The organism is Enterobacter sp. DNB-S2 (assembly GCF_019443845.1).
Classification (GTDB): Bacteria; Pseudomonadota; Gammaproteobacteria; order Enterobacterales; family Enterobacteriaceae; genus Enterobacter; species Enterobacter asburiae_B.
On record NZ_CP050520.1, the window covers coordinates 256,713 to 273,431 of the forward strand.

Here is a 16,719-nt window from a genome sequence, read left to right on the forward strand (position 1 = left end):
TCCGTACCGGGTTCGGAAATCCAGCTTAAACGGGGTACAATTCGGAAAGTATCGTAAATTTCCGACAAGAATCAGCATCGCGCTTATGACCCAAATCATTCCATCAGACTTCGACATTGCGGCCGAAGACAGCACTGAGTTCGTGCCTATGCGCGGCGTGGCCAATCCGCATTTGCAGACCATGCTGCCGCGACTGATCCGCCGCAAGGTTCAGTTCACCCCGCACTGGCAACGGCTTGACCTGCCAGACGGTGATTTTCTGGATCTCGCCTGGAGCGAAGCGCCTGAACAGGCTCGCCATAAGCCGCGTCTGGTGGTTTTCCACGGTCTGGAAGGCAGCCTGCACAGCCCGTATGCGCATGGGCTAATTGAGGCGGCAAAAGCGCGCGGCTGGCTCGGCATGGTGATGCATTTTCGCGGCTGCAGCGGTGAACCGAATCGTCAGAAACGCATTTATCACTCGGGTGAAACCGAAGACGGGACGTGGTTTTTACACTGGCTGCGGGAAAATTATGGCACCGTGCCAACGGCCGCCGTGGGCTACTCGCTGGGCGGGAATATGCTGGCCTGTCTGCTGGCCAAAGAGGGTGAAAGCGTACCGCTGGATGCCGCCGTCATTGTCTCCGCGCCGTTTATGCTCGAGCAGTGCAGCTACCACATGGATAAAGGCTTTTCCCGCGTCTACCAGCGCTACCTGCTCAACCTGCTGAAGGCCAACGCGGCGCGTAAGCTGAAGGCCTACCCGGATACCCTGCCGGTAAGCCTGCGCCAGCTGAAAAAGGTGCGTCGTATCCGCGAGTTCGACGACCTGATCACCGCGAAAATCCACGGCTTCGCCGATGCGATTGACTATTATCGTCAGTGCAGCGCCATGCCGCTGCTCAGCAAGATCACGCAGCCGACGCTGATTATTCATGCCAAAGATGACCCGTTTATGGATCATCACTCGATCCCCGCTCAGGAATTCCTGCCCGACAACGTTCACTATCAGTTGACCGAGCATGGCGGCCACGTCGGGTTTATCGGGGGCACGCTGCGCCGCCCGAAAATGTGGCTTGAGGCGCGAATTCCTGACTGGCTGACCCCTTATCTGGACGGTGCAAAATGATTATTCCCTGGCAGGATCTGGCTCCCGAAACGCTCGATAATCTGATTGAAAGCTTTGTATTACGCGAAGGCACCGATTATGGTGAACAGGAACGCTCGCTTGAGCAAAAGGTCAACGATGTTAAGCGCCAGCTGAAAAGCGGCGACGTGGTGCTGGTGTGGTCAGAACTGCATGAGACGGTCAATATCATGCCCCGCAACGCGTTTCACGGCTGATCTTCCACCCTTTTCAGTCAGGGAGTTGCTATGTCTGCCAGACATCCGGTTATTGCCGTTACGGGGTCGAGTGGTGCGGGAACCACCACCACCAGCCTCGCATTTCGCAAGATTTTCGCCCAGCTGAATCTCCGTGCGGCGGAGGTCGAAGGCGACAGCTTTCACCGCTACACGCGTCCGGAGATGGACATGGCCATTCGTAAGGCGCGCGATTCGGGTAAACACATCAGCTACTTCGGCCCGGAGGCCAATGACTTTGGCCTGCTGGAACAAACCTTTATAGAGTACGGTAAGAGCGGCAAAGGGCAGTCCCGCAAGTATCTGCACACCTATGATGAAGCCGTACCCTGGAATCAGGTGCCGGGAACCTTTACCCCGTGGCAGCCGCTGCCGGAACCCACCGACGTCCTGTTTTACGAAGGATTGCACGGTGGCGTGGTCACGCCTCAACACGACGTGGCGCGCCACGTGGATCTGCTGGTCGGCGTGGTCCCTATCGTTAACCTGGAGTGGATCCAGAAGCTGACGCGCGACATGAGCGAGCGCGGCCATTCGCGAGAGGCGGTGATGGACTCCGTGGTGCGCTCCATGGAGGATTACATTAACTTCCTGACGCCGCAGTTCTCCCGCACCCATATCAACTTCCAGCGCGTGCCGACGGTGGACACCTCGAACCCGTTTGCCGCTAAAAGCATCCCGTCGCTGGATGAGAGCTTTGTGGTGATCCATTTCCGCAATCTCGAAGGCATTGATTACCCCTGGCTGCTGGCAATGCTGCAGGGCTCGTTTATTTCGCACATGAATACGTTAGTCGTGCCGGGCGGGAAAATGGGGCTGGCGATGGAGCTCATCATGACGCCGCTGGTGGAGCGACTGATGGAAGGGAAGCAGATCGCGTGAGCATGTTCCCTCTCCCTGTGGGAGAGGGTTAGGGTGAGGGCATCAACACGCACGATGCCCCATCAATCACGCCTCGATCACTTCATACGAATGCGTGATTTTTACCGCTTTCTCCAGCATTAACGCCACGGAGCAGTACTTCTCCGCAGACAGGTCCACCGCACGCGAGACCGCCGCGTCTTTCAGCTCTTTACCGGTGACCACAAAGTGCAGGTTAATATGGGTGAACAGGCGTGGCGCCTCTTCGCGACGCTCTGACGTGAGTTTAACCTCACAATCCGTCACGTCATGACGTCCTTTTTGCAGAATCGACACCACATCAATTGCGCTGCATCCGCCTGCCGCCATCAGCACCATTTCCATTGGGCTGGGTGCTTTATCGCCGGAGTTACCGTCCATCAAAATCTGGTGTCCTGACGCGGACTCGCCCAGGAACGTTAAACCTTCAACCCATTTCACGCGCGCTTGCATATTCATTAACTCCAACGTTGCATTTTTGGTGACAGATTACGCGTGCGTTACATTTCTCGCAATGGAAGGCGACCTGCATCATGCTGAAGCGAGACACCAGGAGACACGCGGCGAAAGCTATGCTAAAACACTCAGGATGCTACAGTAATACATTGACGTTACACGTGTATGCAGAGGACATCAAACTTTACTGGCTGCGAAACGTTACGGTAGCCGACTTCCCAGGGTATGGGTAAGAATTCGATTGCAACCCCAGAGTCCGGATGCATCTGATGACTCTGGTGACAGCTTATAACAGAGGATAACAGCGCATGGTGCTTGGCAAACCGCAAACAGACCCGACTCTCGAATGGTTCTTGTCTCATTGCCACATTCATAAGTACCCATCGAAGAGCACGCTGATTCACCAGGGTGAAAAAGCGGAAACGTTGTATTACATCGTTAAAGGCTCGGTGGCAGTGCTGATCAAAGATGAAGAAGGGAAAGAGATGATCCTTTCTTATCTGAACCAGGGCGATTTCATCGGTGAACTGGGCCTGTTTGAAGAGGGCCAGGAACGTAGCGCCTGGGTTCGAGCAAAGACAGCATGTGAAGTGGCTGAAATTTCTTACAAGAAGTTCCGTCAGCTGATTCAGGTTAACCCTGACATCCTGATGCGTCTTTCTTCCCAGATGGCGCGCCGTCTGCAGGTCACGTCAGAGAAAGTGGGTAACCTCGCCTTCCTGGACGTTACCGGCCGTATCGCACAAACCCTGTTGAACCTGGCGAAACAGCCAGACGCCATGACCCACCCGGACGGCATGCAAATTAAAATTACCCGTCAGGAAATTGGTCAGATCGTCGGTTGCTCCCGTGAAACAGTGGGCCGTATCCTGAAAATGCTGGAAGATCAAAACCTGATCTCCGCCCACGGTAAAACCATCGTGGTCTACGGAACGCGTTAATTCCGCTTAAACGGCGTGCCATCGCAAGGTGTCACGCCGTTTTTGTCTCTACTCCCCCTGTGGCGCAGGCTGATCTATCACCCGGAAGTTAACTACGCACTGCGGCAAACGCTGGTGTTGTGTCTTCCTGTGGCCATAGGCCTGATCCTCGGACATCTTCAGCAAGGCCTGCTGTTTTCCCTCGTGCCCGCCTGCTGCAACATTGCCGGTCTGGACACGCCGCATAAGCGTTTTTTCAAACGCCTGATCGTTGGTGGCTGCCTGTTTGCGGGCTGTAGCCTCGCCGTACAACTCCTGCTTGCCCGGGATATCCCGCTGCCGCTGATCCTGACCGTACTTGCGATGACCCTTGGCGTCACGGCGGAAATCAGTTCGCTGCACGCTCGCCTGCTTCCCGCCTCGCTGATTGCGGCCATTTTCACGCTGAGCCTCGCCGGGAACATGCCGGTGTGGGAGCCGCTGCTGATCTACGCCCTGGGGACATTATGGTACGGGCTGTTTAACTGGTTTTGGTTCTGGCTGTGGCGGGAGCAGCCGCTGCGTGAATCCCTGAGCCTGCTCTATGTGCAGCTTGCGGATTACTGCGAAGCCAAATACACCCTGCTCACCCAGCATACCGACCCGGAAAAATCCTTACCGCCGCTGCTGACGCGCCAGCAGAAGGTGGTGGATCTCATAAGCCAGTGCTATCAGCAGCTGCATATGCTCGCCGCCAACAAGAACCACGAGTACAAGCGGCTGCTGCGCACCTTCCAGGTCGGGCTGGATCTACAGGAGCATATCTCCGTAAGCCTTCACCACCCGCAGGAGGTGCAAAAGCTGGTCGAGCGCAGCCACGCCGAAGCGGTGATCCGCTGGAACGCGCAGACCGTCTCGGCACGTCTGCGCGTGCTGGCCGATGATATTCTCTACCACCGCTACCCGACGCGCTTTAACATGGACAAGCAGCTCGGCGCGCTGGAGAAAATCGCCCGCCAGCATCCCGATAACCCGGTCGGCCAGTTTGCCGCCTGGCACTTCAGCCGCATCGCCCGCGTGTTGCGCACCCAGCGCCCGCTTTATCCCCGCGACCTGATGGCGGATAAGCAAAAACGGCTTCCGTTATTGCCCGCGCTCAAAAGCTATCTTTCTCTTAAATCGTCCGCCCTGCGCAACGCCGCAAGGATTAGCGTTATGCTCAGTACCGCCAGCCTGATGGGCATGGCGCTGCATCTGCCGAAACCGTACTGGATCTTAATGACCGTGCTGTTTGTCACCCAGAACGGCTACGGCGCCACGCGGGTGCGTATTCTGCATCGGGCTGGCGGAACGCTGGCCGGGCTGATCATTGCAGGCGTGACGCTGCACTTCCACGTGCCGGAAGGCTATACCCTGGCAGGGATGCTGGCGATTACGCTGGTGAGCTACCTGATTATCCGCAAAAACTACGGCTGGGCGATGGTGGGCTTTACGGTGACGGCGGTATATACGCTGCAGTTGCTCACGCTCAATGGCGAACAGTTTATTGTCGCCAGGCTGATTGATACCCTGATCGGCTGCCTGATTGCCTTTGGCGGCATGGTCTGGCTGTGGCCGCAGTGGCAGAGCGGGCTGCTGAGGCAGAACGCCCACGACGCGCTGGAAGCCGACCAGCAGGCTATTCGCCTGATCCTGAGCGACGATCCGCAGCCCTCCCCGCTGGCCTATCAGCGGATGAAGGTCAACCAGGCGCACAACGCCCTGTTTAACTCACTCAACCAGGCGATGCAGGAGCCGGGCTTTAACTCGCACTATCTGGCAGACATGAAGCTCTGGGTGACGCACAGCCAGTTTATCGTCGAGCATATTAACGCCATGACCACGCTGGCGCGCGAGCACACGATGCTGACGCCGGATCTGGCGCAGCGCTATTTGCAGTCGTGTGAAATTGCGTTGCAGAGGTGCCAGCAGCGTCTGGAGTATGACGCGCCGGGCGAGTCGGGCGACTCAAATATTCTGGAAGCGCCGGAGACGTTGACCCACGGGCCAATGAGCACCCTGGAGCAGCATTTACAGCGCGTTCTGGGGCATCTGAACACCATGCACACCATTTCGTCGGTGGCATGGCGTCAGCGTCCGCATCACGGCATTTGGTTAACGCGCCGGCTAAAGCGAACCGAGTATTAGCCTTTTACGATCTTCTCGACCGCCGCGGCAAAGCGGGTTAAACCGTCTTCGATGTCTTTGTCTTCTACCACCAGCGACGGCGCAAAGCGCATCACGTCAGGCCCGGCATTAAGCACCATCACCCCTTCGTGGGCGGCGGCGTGCAGGAAGTCGCGCGCCCGGCCTTTGTACTGCGGCTTCAGCTCGGCGCCAATCAACAGCCCCATCCCGCGAATTTCGCTGAACACATCGTACTGTTCATCAATCTTTTGCAGGTGTTTTACGAACAGCTCGCGCTTCGCGCTCACGGCGTTCAACACCTCCGGCGTGTTGATAATGTCGAATGCGGCACCCGCCACGGCACTCGCCAGCGGGTTACCGCCGTAGGTGGAACCGTGAGAACCGACGTGGAACGCGGAGGCGATCTCCTGCGTCGTCAGTACCGCACTCACCGGGAAACCGCCGCCGAGCGCTTTGGCGCTGGTCAGGATGTCCGGCGTCACGCCGTAGTGCATATAAGCGAACAGATCGCCGGTACGCCCCATCCCGCACTGCACTTCATCAAAGACCAGCAGCGCCTGATGCTCGTCGCACAGCGCGCGCAGCCCTTTCAGGAATTCCGGAGTTGCCGCCGTCACGCCGCCTTCACCCTGGATAGGCTCGACAACAACGGCGCAGGTGTGGTCGTCCATGACCGCTTTCACCGCGTGCAGATCGTTAAACGGCACGTGGACAATGTCGGCCGGTTTCGGGCCAAACCCGTCGGAATACTTCGGCTGGCCGCCAACGGAGACGGTAAAGAAGGAGCGTCCGTGGAAGGCATTGTGGAAGGCGATGATTTTGGTTTTGTACGGGCTGTGGCGCGTTGTCGCGTAGTAGCGCGCCAGCTTAAACGCAGTTTCGTTGGCTTCAGTGCCGGAGTTCATAAACAGCACGCGCTCGGCAAAGGTCGCATCGATGATCTTGCGGCCCAGGCGCAGCGCCGGTTCGTTGGTGAACACATTGCTGGTATGCCACAGGGTTTCGCCCTGGGTTTTCAGCGCCTCAACCAGCGCGGGATGGCAATGACCCAGCGCCGTGACCGCAATACCGCCCGCGAAATCCACATACTCTTTACCCTGCTGATCCCAGACGCGGCTGCCTTTCCCCTTCACCGGGATAAACTCAGCCGGTGCATAAATCGGCAGGATCACTTCATCAAATGTCGCGCGGGTAATTGCTGGTTGTTCAGTTGCCATGTCATGACCATCCATTTTTATGTCACAGTGATTGTGAAAATATAATCACAAAATATGCATAAAAAATCACAGCAAGGCAACAGATATTCAGCGATTGAGGAAATTTGCCAGCAGCGCGTGCCCCTGCTCGCTGAGGATGCTTTCCGGGTGGAACTGCACGCCTTCGAGGTCCCATTCGCGGTGACGAATCCCCATGATCTCCTGCGTATCGCTCCAGGCGGTCACCTCAAAGCAGTCGGGCAGCGTCGACGGGTCAATCACCAGGGAATGGTAACGCGTCACGGTTAACGGGTTATTGAGCCCTGTGAATACCCCGGAGCCGGCGTGGGTGACCGGAGAGGTTTTTCCGTGCATCACTTTGGCGGCGCGCACGATGGTGGCACCAAACGCCTGAGCAATCGCCTGATGGCCCAGGCAGACGCCCAGGATCGGCAGCTTGCCGGCATAGTGCTGGATCACATCCAGAGAAATACCCGACTCCGACGGCGTACACGGCCCCGGAGAAATCACGATTTTCTGCGGAGCCAGCGTGTCGATATCGTCGAGATGGATCTCGTCGTTGCGGCGGACAACCACCTCTGCACCCAGTTCACAAAAATACTGGTAAAGGTTCCAGGTGAAGGAATCGTAGTTATCAATCAGCAGAATCATGGCGGCTCCCGAAAAAAATGCCGCCCTATTCTACTCAGATTCCCGCGCTTCGCTCACTACTTTGGCAAAGATAGCGTTGAGCGCGGTTAAATCTCCCGTTGCGCCGCTTCGGTTAGCCGCCACCCACTGGTCGGGATCGATATCGCGCCAGTCCAGCGCGTAGCCCGCGTGGAGCGCCAGCTGCTCGAAGAAAACGCGTTGGGCAATACCGTTGCCGCGCATAAATGGATGCAGCATGTTGATTTCGCAGTAATAGTGGCTAACCCGGTCAACAAACGCCGCTTTCTCAAGACCCACGAGATACTTTTCGCTTTCCAGCGCCGCCATCAGCTCGTTGCCCATCTTCTCGATGTATTCGAAATGGCAGAAAGGAATGTCACCCTTAAAAATATCGTCGGTACGTAACTCGCCTGCCCGCTTCATCTCGCTGCGGTACAAATGACGATGAATAAGGCACAGGTGGGGCAACCCGGGCGCGGAAGGCCCAAGCTCCAGCGTCTCAATATGGGGCTCTGAGGGACCATTACCTTTTTCAAGGAGACAACTGGCCTGTAAATTGACGTTACGCTGCTGTTCCCAGAGACGGGATTTTTGCTTGTCGGTGAGCTTTTTCACTTAACGCCTCCCTGAATAGTCCGTTTGCCACAAGTATAAGCAGCAAAACGCGCTTTCGCAGGGAGGGTCATATAACGCGGGCAGAAGAAGCCCGCGTTCAGAAGAATTACGGCAGAACTTTTGCGGAGAGGATAACCACCGGTTTTGACGGCACATTCTGGTACGGACCGACGTCGTGAGTAGGCACCTGAGAAATCTTATCGGCCACGTCCATGCCTTTCACAATCTTACCGAAAACGGCATAGCCAAAGTCGCGCTGACCGTGGTCGAGGAAGGCGTTATCCGCCACGTTCAGGAAGAACTGGCTGGTCGCGCTGTCTTTGTCTGCGGTACGCGCCATGGAGATGGTGCCGCGTTTGTTCAGCAGGCCATTGTCCGCTTCGTTTTTAATAGGCGGGTTCGGCTGCTTCTGCTGCATCTGCTCGTTGAAGCCGCCGCCCTGCACCATAAAGCCTGGGATCACGCGGTGGAAAGTGGTGTTGTTATAGAAACCACTGTTCACATAGTCGAGAAAGTTTTTCACGGAAACAGGGGCTTTCTGGCTATTCAGTTCCAGCTCAATATTCCCGGCAGAGGTGGTCAGCAGAACGTGAGGGTCCCCTTTTGCTGCCAGCGCAGCAGGGGAAACGGCAGAAAGAGCAAACACAGCTGCGACAGCCGCCAGTGTTGATTTGAGCATGAGAATTCCTTAACAAAGCGCAGTATAAAAAGCGAATGGCTTGATTCTAAAGAGCAGTATGAACGGAGACCAGCCTTTTACCTAATTTTACGAAGTTGAAACAATTATTACCGCGCAAACGATTGGTTACGTCGTCAATTAATGTGATTTAGATCACACTAAAACCTGCAATGACGTAATCATTGCCCTTAAAAGATAGGAATAGATCACTTTAGCGACTAAAATCTGCCCGCTCTCAGCGCCCCCCGGGCGCTTTTCTTTTTCTGAACAGGCCAGACATGACTAACAGCAATCGCATCAAGCTCACATGGATCAGCTTCTTCTCCTACGCCCTGACCGGCGCGTTGGTGATCGTCACCGGGATGGTGATGGGGAATATCGCAGACTACTTCCAGCTGCCCGTTTCCAGCATGAGTAACACCTTTACCTTCCTCAACGCGGGGATCCTGATCTCTATCTTCCTGAATGCCTGGCTGATGGAAATCGTCCCGCTGAAAACCCAGCTGCGCTTTGGCTTTGTGCTGATGGTTGCCGCCGTGGCGGGCCTGATGCTGAGCCACAGCATCGCCCTGTTCTCCGCAGCTATGTTCGTGCTGGGTCTGGTCAGCGGGATCACCATGTCGATCGGTACGTTCCTGATTACCCACATGTATGAAGGCCGCCAGCGCGGCGCGCGTCTGCTGTTTACCGACTCCTTCTTCAGCATGGCCGGAATGATTTTCCCGATGGTCGCGGCGGTTCTGCTGGCGCGCAGCATTGAGTGGTACTGGGTTTATGCCTGCATCGGCCTGGTCTACGTGGCGATCTTTATTCTGACCTTCGGCTGCGAGTTCCCGGTGCTGGGCAAGAAAGCGCAAACCACCGCAGAGCCGGTTGCGAAAGAAAAGTGGGGCATCGGCGTGCTGTTCCTCTCCATCGCCGCGCTGTGCTACATCCTGGGCCAGCTGGGCTTTATCTCCTGGGTACCGGAGTACGCGAAAGGTCTGGGCATGAGCCTGAACGATGCGGGTAAACTGGTGAGCGATTTCTGGATGTCTTACATGTTCGGCATGTGGGCGTTTAGCTTCATCCTGCGCTTCTTCGACCTGCAGCGCATTCTGACCGTGCTGGCGGGGCTGGCGACCGTGCTGATGTACCTGTTCATCAACGGTTCACCGGAGCACATGCCGTGGTTCATTCTGACCCTGGGCTTCTTCTCCAGCGCCATTTATACCTCTATCATCACCCTGGGCTCCCTGCAGACCAAAGTGGCCTCGCCGAAGCTGGTTAACTTCGTCCTGACCTGCGGCACCATCGGCACCATGCTGACCTTCGTGGTCACCGGCCCGATCGTCGCCCACAGCGGCCCGCTGGCGGCGCTGCACACCGCGAACGGTCTGTATGCCGTGGTGTTCATCATGTGCTTCGTTCTGGGCTTCGTGACCCGCCACCGCCAGCACAACGCGGCGGCAGCGTCTCACTAACCCCTACGCCCCTTTGCGCTCGGCAGAGGGGCTGTTTCTGGCAAAACTTACCTCTTCTCCTCCGATATCCATCTGGATCCACGTCTGCGCCAGCTGCGTCGTGGCGATCACCCGCCCCTGACGAATCGACCAGCGCACCGGCACCTGACAGCGCACCGCTTCAAACCCGCTCTCGGCAGGCAGAATAATCAGGTTCGCCGGGTTCCCCGTGGCAATACCGTAATCGCTCAGGCCGAAGGTACGGGCGCTGTTATGGGTGATGAGATTCAGGCCGCTGTCGATTTGCGGATAGCCCATCATCTGGCAGACGTGCAGCCCCATATGCAGCACCTGCAGCATGTTGCCGGTGCCGAGCGGGTACCACGGGTCGAAGACGTCGTCATGACCGAAGCAGACGTTAATGCCCGCTTCCTGCAGCTCTTTCACCCGGGTGATGCCGCGGCGCTTCGGATAGTCATCAAAGCGCCCCTGCAGGTGAATATTGACCAGCGGGTTAGCGACGAAGTTAATTCCCGACATTTTCAGCAGACGGAAGAGCCGGGAGGTGTAAGCGCCGTTGTAGGAGTGCATGGCGGTGGTGTGGCTGGCCGTCACGCGCGGGCCGATGCCGGCCTCATACGCCAGCGCTGCCACCGTCTCGACAAACCGCGACTGCTCGTCGTCGATTTCATCGCAGTGGATATCCAGCGGACGGTCATACTTCTTCGCCAGTTCAAAAGCGATGTGCAGCGACTGCACGCCATACTCGCGGGTGAACTCGAAGTGCGGGATCGCCCCAACCACGTCGGCCCCCAGCCTTAACGCCTCTTCCAGCAGCGCCGTGCCGTTCGGGTAAGAGAGAATACCTTCCTGCGGGAACGCGACGATTTGCAGCGTCACCCACGGGGCAACCTCCTGCTTCACCTCCAGCATCGCCTTCAGGGCGGTGAGCGTCGGGTCGGAGACATCCACATGGGTACGGACAAACTGGATGCCGTTGGCAATTTGCCACTTCAGCGTTTTCCAGGCGCGCGCTTTAACATCCTCATGGCTGAGCAACGCCTTGCGCTCCGCCCAGCGCTCAATGCCTTCGAATAGCGTGCCGGACTGGTTCCAGTTCGGCTCACCCGCGGTCTGGGTCGTATCAAGATGAATATGCGGCTCAATGAACGGCGGGATCGCAAGCCCGCCGCGCGCGTTCAATACTTCATAACTTTCGGCGTGGGTGTCGTCCATCGGAGTGATGTCACCAAATCGCCCGTTCCCAATGGCGAGCTGCCACAGCCCTTCCCGACCCGGTAAACGAACATTCTGAACAAGCCATAACGGTGCTGTAGACATACCCTTCCCCTAAAAAACGCCGCTGATATTCAGGCGTATCGATTTTGGCAAAACCGCCCCTGATTTGTACACAAATTCAACGAGCACGAAAAGCCTGCGATTTCCGCCACTTATAAAAATCCTGACAAATCAGTTATATACCACCTAAGGAGTAGGCGAAGACGTATTTGATTTGCATCAATAAGCGCCCCTGCTGAATCGTTAAGGTAGGCAATAATAGAAAAGAAATCGAGGCAATAATGAGCAAAGTCAGACTCGCTATCATCGGTAACGGCATGGTCGGCCACCGCTTTATCGAGGATCTTCTCGATAAGGCCGATGCTGAGCAGTTCGATATTACCGTGTTCTGTGAAGAACCCCGCAAGGCGTACGACCGTGTGCACCTGTCTTCCTACTTTTCCCATCATACCGCCGAAGAGCTCTCTCTGGTGCGCGAAGGTTTCTACGAGAAGCATGGCGTAAAAGTGCTGGTGGGCGAACGCGCTATCACCATCAACCGTCAGGAAAAAGTGATCCACTCCAGCGCCGGGCGTACGGTTTTTTACGACAAGCTGATCATGGCGACGGGCTCCTATCCGTGGATCCCGCCGATCAAAGGCTCGGAAACTCAGGATTGCTTCGTCTACCGTACCATTGAAGACCTCAACGCCATCGAATCCTGCGCCCGTCGCAGCCGTCGCGGCGCGGTGGTCGGCGGCGGCCTGCTGGGTCTGGAAGCGGCAGGCGCGCTGAAAAACCTCGGCGTTGAAACCCACGTCATCGAATTTGCCCCGATGCTGATGGCCGAACAGCTCGACCACATGGGCGGTGACCAGCTGCGTCGTAAAATCGAAAGCATGGGCGTGAAGGTTCACACCAGCAAGAACACCAAAGAGATCGTTCAGGAAGGGACTGAAGCGCGCAAAACCATGCGCTTTGCCGACGGCAGCGAGCTGGAAGTGGACTTCATCGTCTTCTCCACCGGTATTCGTCCGCGCGACAAGCTGGCGACCCAGTGCGGGCTGGCCGTGGCGCAGCGCGGCGGGATCATGATCAACGACGCCTGCCAGACCTCCGATCCGGATATCTACGCGATTGGCGAATGCGCCAGCTGGAATAACCGCGTATACGGTCTGGTGGCGCCGGGCTACAAAATGGCGCAGGTCGCCGTGGACCATATCCTCGGTAGCGAAAACGCGTTTACCGGTGCAGACATGAGCGCCAAGCTGAAGCTGCTGGGCGTGGACGTGGGCGGTATTGGCGATGCGCATGGCCGCACCCCGAATTCGCGCAGCTATGTCTATCTCGACGAAAGCAAAGAAGTCTACAAACGCCTCATCGTCAGCCAGGACAACAAAACCCTGCTCGGCGCGGTGCTGGTGGGCGACACCAGCGACTTCGGCAACCTGCTCCAGCTGGTGCTGAACGCCATCGAACTGCCGGAAAACCCGGACGCGCTGATCCTCCCGGCGCACGCGTCCAGCGGCAAGCCGTCTATCGGCGTGGATAAACTGCCGGACAGCGCGCAGATTTGCTCCTGCTTCGACGTCACCAAAGGCATGCTGATCTCCGCCATCAACAAAGGCTGCCACACCGTGGCGGCACTGAAAGCGGAAACCAAAGCCGGTACCGGCTGCGGCGGCTGTATTCCGCTGGTCACTCAGGTGCTGAACGCCGAACTGGCGAAACAGGGCATCGAAGTGAACAACAACCTGTGCGAGCACTTCGCGTATTCTCGCCAGGAGCTGTATCACCTGATCCGCGTGGAAGGCATCAAGTCCTTCGACGAGCTGCTGGCGAAACACGGCCAGGGCTACGGCTGCGAAGTGTGTAAACCGACCGTCGGCTCCCTGCTGGCCTCCTGCTGGAACGAGTACGTACTCAAGCCGGAACACACGCTGCTGCAGGACACCAACGACAACTTCCTGGCGAACATCCAGAAAGATGGCACCTACTCCGTTATTCCACGCTCAGCCGGTGGCGAAATCACGCCGGAAGGGCTGGTCGCCGTGGGTCGTATTGCGCGTGAATTTAACCTCTACACCAAAATTACCGGCTCCCAGCGTATCGGCCTGTTTGGCGCGCAGAAAGACGATCTGCCGGAAATCTGGCGTCAGCTGATTGAAGCGGGCTTCGAAACCGGTCACGCGTACGCCAAAGCGCTGCGCATGGCGAAAACCTGCGTGGGAAGCACCTGGTGCCGCTACGGCGTCGGCGACAGCGTGGGCTTCGGCGTGGAGCTGGAAAACCGCTACAAAGGCATCCGCACCCCGCACAAGATGAAGTTTGGCGTCTCCGGCTGTACCCGCGAATGTGCGGAAGCGCAGGGTAAAGACGTAGGTATTATCGCCACCGAAAAAGGCTGGAACCTGTACGTCTGCGGCAACGGCGGGATGAAGCCACGCCACGCGGACCTGCTGGCGGCGGATCTCGATCGCGACACGCTGATTCAGTATCTCGACCGCTTCATGATGTTCTACATCCGAACCGCCGATAAGCTGACCCGTACCGCCTCCTGGCTCGATAACCTGGAAGGCGGCATCGACTACCTGAAATCGGTGATCATCGACGACAAGCTGGGCCTGAACGAACATCTGGAAGCCGAGATGGCACGCCTTCGCGAGGCGGTGATCTGCGAGTGGACGGAAACCGTCAACACCCCGGCGGCGCAGACGCGCTTCAAACACTTTATCAACAGCACCCAGCGCGACCCGAACGTACAGGTTGTGCCGGAGCGTGAACAGCATCGTCCGGCGACACCGTATGAACGAATTCCGGTCACGCTGGTGGAGGAAAACGCATGAGCCAGTGGATAAACATTTGCGATATAAACGACATCATCCCGGCCACCGGCGTATGCGCGCTGCTGGGTAGCGAGCAGGTTGCGATTTTCCGCCCTCGCCACGATGAACAGGTTTTTGCCATCAGCAATATCGACCCGTTCTTCGAGGCCAGCGTGCTCTCCCGCGGACTGATTGCCGAGCATCAGGGCGAACTGTGGGTCGCCAGCCCGCTGAAAAAGCAGCGTTTCCGCTTAAGCGACGGCTACTGCATGGAAGATGAGAGTCATTCAGTGAAGCACTATGACGTTCGCGTGAAGGACGGCAAGGTGCAGTTGAAAGGCTAATCCCCCGCCTTTTCAATACGAAAAGCTTATGACCCCTTATGGGTAACGGCAGGAAAAACCGTATGTTTTGTACGATTCCTGCTGTTATCCTGACGTCAATTCTTACCCCCTCCATGAAAGCTGCGAGGTAACGTCGTGGATCACCTGCCGATTTTTTGTCAATTACGCAACCGCGACTGCCTGCTCGTGGGCGGCGGCGACGTGGCTGAACGCAAAGCGCGCCTGCTGTTAGAGGCTGGCGCCCGGCTCACCGTCAACGCCCTCGCCTTCGCCCCACAGTTTGAGGTCTGGGCCCAGGAAGGGATGCTCACGCTGGAACAGGGTGAGTTTAATGAATCCCTGCTCGATACCTGCTGGCTGACGATTGCCGCAACGGACGACGATGAAGTGAACCAGCGCGTCAGCGACGCCTGCGAAGCGCGCCGAATCTTCTGCAACGTGGTGGATGCGCCGAAAGAGGCCAGCTTTATTATGCCGTCGATTATCGACCGCTCGCCGCTGATGATTGCGGTGTCGTCCGGCGGACGCTCGCCGGTTCTCGCCCGCCTGCTGCGGGAAAAGCTGGAGGCCGTGCTGCCGCAGCACCTTGGTCAGATAGCGCATTACGCCGGGCAGCTCCGCTCCCGCGTGAAGAAAACCTTCTCGACCGTTGGCGAGCGTCGTCGCTTCTGGGAAAAATTCTTTGTGAACGACAGGCTGGCGCAGTCGCTGGCGAATCAGGACACCAAAGCCGTAGAAGAGACGACCGAACAGCTGCTCAGCGAGCCGCTGGACCATCGCGGCGAAGTGGTGCTGGTGGGCGCAGGCCCCGGCGATGCGGGCTTGCTGACGCTGAAAGGGCTACAGCAGATCCAGCAGGCCGATACCGTAGTTTACGATCGCCTGGTCTCTGATGACATCATGAACCTGGTACGCCGCGATGCCGACCGCGTATTCGTTGGTAAACGGGCGGGCTATCACTGCGTGCCGCAGGAGGAGATTAACCAGATCCTCCTGCGCGAGGCGCAGAAAGGTAAGCGCGTGGTGCGCCTTAAGGGTGGCGATCCGTTTATCTTTGGTCGCGGCGGCGAGGAGCTGGAAACCCTGTGTGACGCGGGTATTCCGTTCTCCGTCGTGCCGGGCATTACGGCGGCATCCGGCTGCTCAGCTTACTCTGGCATTCCGCTGACCCACCGCGACTATGCCCAGAGCGTGCGTCTGGTGACGGGCCATCTGAAAACCGGCAGCGAGCTGGACTGGCATAACCTGGCCGCGGAAAAGCAAACGCTGGTCTTCTACATGGGGCTGAACCAGGCCGCGACGATTCAGGCGAAGCTGCTGGAGCACGGCATGGAGGCTGATATGCCGGTTGCGCTGGTGGAAAACGGTACGTCCATCAAGCAACGCGTGGTGAATGGTGTACTGACGCAGCTCGGTGAGCTGGCGCAGCAGGTCGAAAGCCCGGCGCTGATTGTGGTGGGTCGCGTGGTTGAGCTGCGCGATAAGCTGAACTGGTTCTCAAATCACTAACGCATATTCTTCCTTTGCGGAGTAGTCCTTATGCGGACTACTCCCCTCTTACCGCTGTCGATAATATACCGCCCCGAAGTGGAATTTCTCCCTTTATTCCCCTGAGTTACATCCAACTTTCGTTTTTAAGACAAGGAATGCGTATGTTCAAACTGGCAAAAGCCGCCGTTCTGGTTGGCCTGTTATCGACTCTGACTGCCTGTACCGGTCATGTACAGAACACCAAAAATAACTGCAGCTACGATTACCTGCTGCACCCGGCGATCTCCATTTCGAAGATCATCGGCGGTTGCGGCCCGGCGGCGCAGCAGTAAGCGTTTTTCAGGCGTAAAAAACCGGGAATTTCCCGGTTTTTTAGTTTAGGGACGTGCGGCCT

At 57.3% G+C, this 16,719-nt stretch carries 16 protein-coding genes; 10 read left to right on the forward strand and 6 right to left on the reverse strand.

The features are described 5' to 3' along the window. Nucleotides 1–85 precede the first annotated feature (85 nt). The 3 genes from HB664_RS01405 to HB664_RS01415 are packed head-to-tail and all read left to right on the forward strand — an operon-like array spanning nt 86 to nt 2,223. Nucleotides 86–1,108 carry a hydrolase gene (locus tag HB664_RS01405; RefSeq protein ID WP_219940285.1) on the forward strand — a complete coding sequence of 341 codons (1,023 nt, stop codon included), beginning with the start codon at nt 86–88 and terminating at the stop codon, nt 1,106–1,108. Further along, a complete protein-coding gene (locus tag HB664_RS01410; RefSeq protein WP_008503016.1) occupies nt 1,105–1,323 on the forward strand; it encodes a YheU family protein in 219 nt (72 codons plus the stop codon). Before HB664_RS01405 ends, HB664_RS01410 begins: the two co-directional genes overlap by 4 nt. A gap of 30 nt (nt 1,324–1,353) precedes the next feature. Next, complete coding sequence (locus HB664_RS01415; RefSeq protein WP_023309465.1) at nt 1,354–2,223, forward strand: phosphoribulokinase; 870 nt, start codon at nt 1,354–1,356, stop codon at nt 2,221–2,223. A gap of 66 nt (nt 2,224–2,289) precedes the next feature. On the opposite strand, the gene HB664_RS01420 is transcribed toward HB664_RS01415, so the two are convergent. Continuing rightward, entirely contained in the window at nt 2,290–2,694 is a 405-nt protein-coding gene (locus HB664_RS01420; RefSeq protein WP_008503018.1) for an OsmC family protein, read from the reverse strand. Between the two features lie 311 nt (nt 2,695–3,005). Between HB664_RS01420 and crp the strand changes: the two genes are divergently transcribed. Both crp and HB664_RS01430 read left to right on the forward strand, forming a co-directional pair. Next, complete coding sequence (crp, locus tag HB664_RS01425) at nt 3,006–3,638, forward strand: cAMP-activated global transcriptional regulator CRP (RefSeq protein WP_000242758.1); 633 nt, start codon at nt 3,006–3,008, stop codon at nt 3,636–3,638. Nucleotides 3,639–3,695: 57 nt separating this feature from the next. Beyond that, nucleotides 3,696–5,783, forward strand: a complete 2,088-nt coding sequence (locus HB664_RS01430) for a YccS/YhfK family putative transporter (protein WP_112778195.1) — start codon at nt 3,696–3,698, stop codon at nt 5,781–5,783. On the opposite strand, the gene HB664_RS01435 is transcribed toward HB664_RS01430, so the two are convergent. The 4 genes from HB664_RS01435 to ppiA form a co-directional block, all read right to left on the reverse strand. Continuing rightward, nucleotides 5,780–7,000 carry an aspartate aminotransferase family protein gene (locus HB664_RS01435; RefSeq protein WP_172421409.1) on the reverse strand — a complete coding sequence of 407 codons (1,221 nt, stop codon included), beginning with the start codon at nt 6,998–7,000 and terminating at the stop codon, nt 5,780–5,782. The genes HB664_RS01430 and HB664_RS01435 overlap by 4 nt on opposite strands. Before the next feature lie 87 nt (nt 7,001–7,087). After that, entirely contained in the window at nt 7,088–7,651 is a 564-nt protein-coding gene (gene pabA, locus HB664_RS01440) for an aminodeoxychorismate synthase component 2 (protein ID WP_032662295.1), read from the reverse strand. A gap of 30 nt (nt 7,652–7,681) precedes the next feature. Further along, complete coding sequence (locus tag HB664_RS01445) at nt 7,682–8,266, reverse strand: putative adenosine monophosphate-protein transferase Fic (RefSeq protein ID WP_039263091.1); 585 nt, start codon at nt 8,264–8,266, stop codon at nt 7,682–7,684. A gap of 106 nt (nt 8,267–8,372) precedes the next feature. Continuing rightward, nucleotides 8,373–8,945 carry a peptidylprolyl isomerase A gene (gene ppiA / locus HB664_RS01450; RefSeq protein ID WP_023309471.1) on the reverse strand — a complete coding sequence of 191 codons (573 nt, stop codon included), beginning with the start codon at nt 8,943–8,945 and terminating at the stop codon, nt 8,373–8,375. 278 nt (nt 8,946–9,223) lie between these two features. Here ppiA and tsgA point away from each other — a divergent pair, with 278 nt between their 5' ends. Then, nucleotides 9,224–10,408 carry an MFS transporter TsgA gene (gene tsgA / locus HB664_RS01455; RefSeq protein WP_039263090.1) on the forward strand — a complete coding sequence of 395 codons (1,185 nt, stop codon included), beginning with the start codon at nt 9,224–9,226 and terminating at the stop codon, nt 10,406–10,408. A 3-nt stretch (nt 10,409–10,411) separates the two neighbouring features. Here tsgA and HB664_RS01460 read toward each other — a convergent pair whose 3' ends face one another. Continuing rightward, complete coding sequence (locus tag HB664_RS01460) at nt 10,412–11,728, reverse strand: cytosine deaminase (protein WP_219940286.1); 1,317 nt, start codon at nt 11,726–11,728, stop codon at nt 10,412–10,414. Between the two features lie 239 nt (nt 11,729–11,967). Here HB664_RS01460 and nirB point away from each other — a divergent pair, with 239 nt between their 5' ends. The 4 genes from nirB (at nt 11,968) to HB664_RS01480 (ending at nt 16,657) form a co-directional block, all read left to right on the forward strand. After that, nucleotides 11,968–14,511: a nitrite reductase large subunit NirB gene (gene nirB, locus HB664_RS01465; RefSeq protein WP_219940287.1), complete on the forward strand. Its 2,544-nt coding sequence runs from the start codon at nt 11,968–11,970 to the stop codon at nt 14,509–14,511. After that, entirely contained in the window at nt 14,508–14,834 is a 327-nt protein-coding gene (gene nirD / locus HB664_RS01470) for a nitrite reductase small subunit NirD (protein WP_023309475.1), read from the forward strand. Before nirB ends, nirD begins: the two co-directional genes overlap by 4 nt. 135 nt (nt 14,835–14,969) lie before the next feature. Then, complete coding sequence (gene cysG / locus HB664_RS01475; RefSeq protein ID WP_219940288.1) at nt 14,970–16,343, forward strand: siroheme synthase CysG; 1,374 nt, start codon at nt 14,970–14,972, stop codon at nt 16,341–16,343. Nucleotides 16,344–16,486: 143 nt separating this feature from the next. Further along, on the forward strand, nt 16,487–16,657 hold the full coding sequence (locus HB664_RS01480) for a YhfL family protein (RefSeq protein WP_008503029.1): 171 nt from the start codon (nt 16,487–16,489) through the stop codon (nt 16,655–16,657). Nucleotides 16,658–16,719: the final 62 nt, after the last annotated feature.

Excerpts from the sequence above, each read along its gene's own strand:
- HB664_RS01415 (WP_023309465.1), top strand. The coding sequence starts at position 1,354 with ATGTCTGCCAGACATCCGGTTATTGCCGTTACGGGGTCGAGTGGTGCG.
- HB664_RS01435 (WP_172421409.1), bottom strand. The coding sequence starts at position 7,000 with ATGGCAACTGAACAACCAGCAATTACCCGCGCGACATTTGATGAAGTG.
- tsgA (WP_039263090.1), top strand. The coding sequence starts at position 9,224 with ATGACTAACAGCAATCGCATCAAGCTCACATGGATCAGCTTCTTCTCC.
- HB664_RS01420 (WP_008503018.1), bottom strand. The coding sequence starts at position 2,694 with ATGCAAGCGCGCGTGAAATGGGTTGAAGGTTTAACGTTCCTGGGCGAG.
- nirD (WP_023309475.1), top strand. The coding sequence starts at position 14,508 with ATGAGCCAGTGGATAAACATTTGCGATATAAACGACATCATCCCGGCC.
- HB664_RS01405 (WP_219940285.1), top strand. The coding sequence starts at position 86 with ATGACCCAAATCATTCCATCAGACTTCGACATTGCGGCCGAAGACAGC.
- HB664_RS01410 (WP_008503016.1), top strand. The coding sequence starts at position 1,105 with ATGATTATTCCCTGGCAGGATCTGGCTCCCGAAACGCTCGATAATCTG.
- ppiA (WP_023309471.1), bottom strand. The coding sequence starts at position 8,945 with ATGCTCAAATCAACACTGGCGGCTGTCGCAGCTGTGTTTGCTCTTTCT.
- crp (WP_000242758.1), top strand. The coding sequence starts at position 3,006 with ATGGTGCTTGGCAAACCGCAAACAGACCCGACTCTCGAATGGTTCTTG.
- HB664_RS01480 (WP_008503029.1), top strand. The coding sequence starts at position 16,487 with ATGTTCAAACTGGCAAAAGCCGCCGTTCTGGTTGGCCTGTTATCGACT.
- nirB (WP_219940287.1), top strand. The coding sequence starts at position 11,968 with ATGAGCAAAGTCAGACTCGCTATCATCGGTAACGGCATGGTCGGCCAC.
- pabA (WP_032662295.1), bottom strand. The coding sequence starts at position 7,651 with ATGATTCTGCTGATTGATAACTACGATTCCTTCACCTGGAACCTTTAC.
- HB664_RS01460 (WP_219940286.1), bottom strand. The coding sequence starts at position 11,728 with ATGTCTACAGCACCGTTATGGCTTGTTCAGAATGTTCGTTTACCGGGT.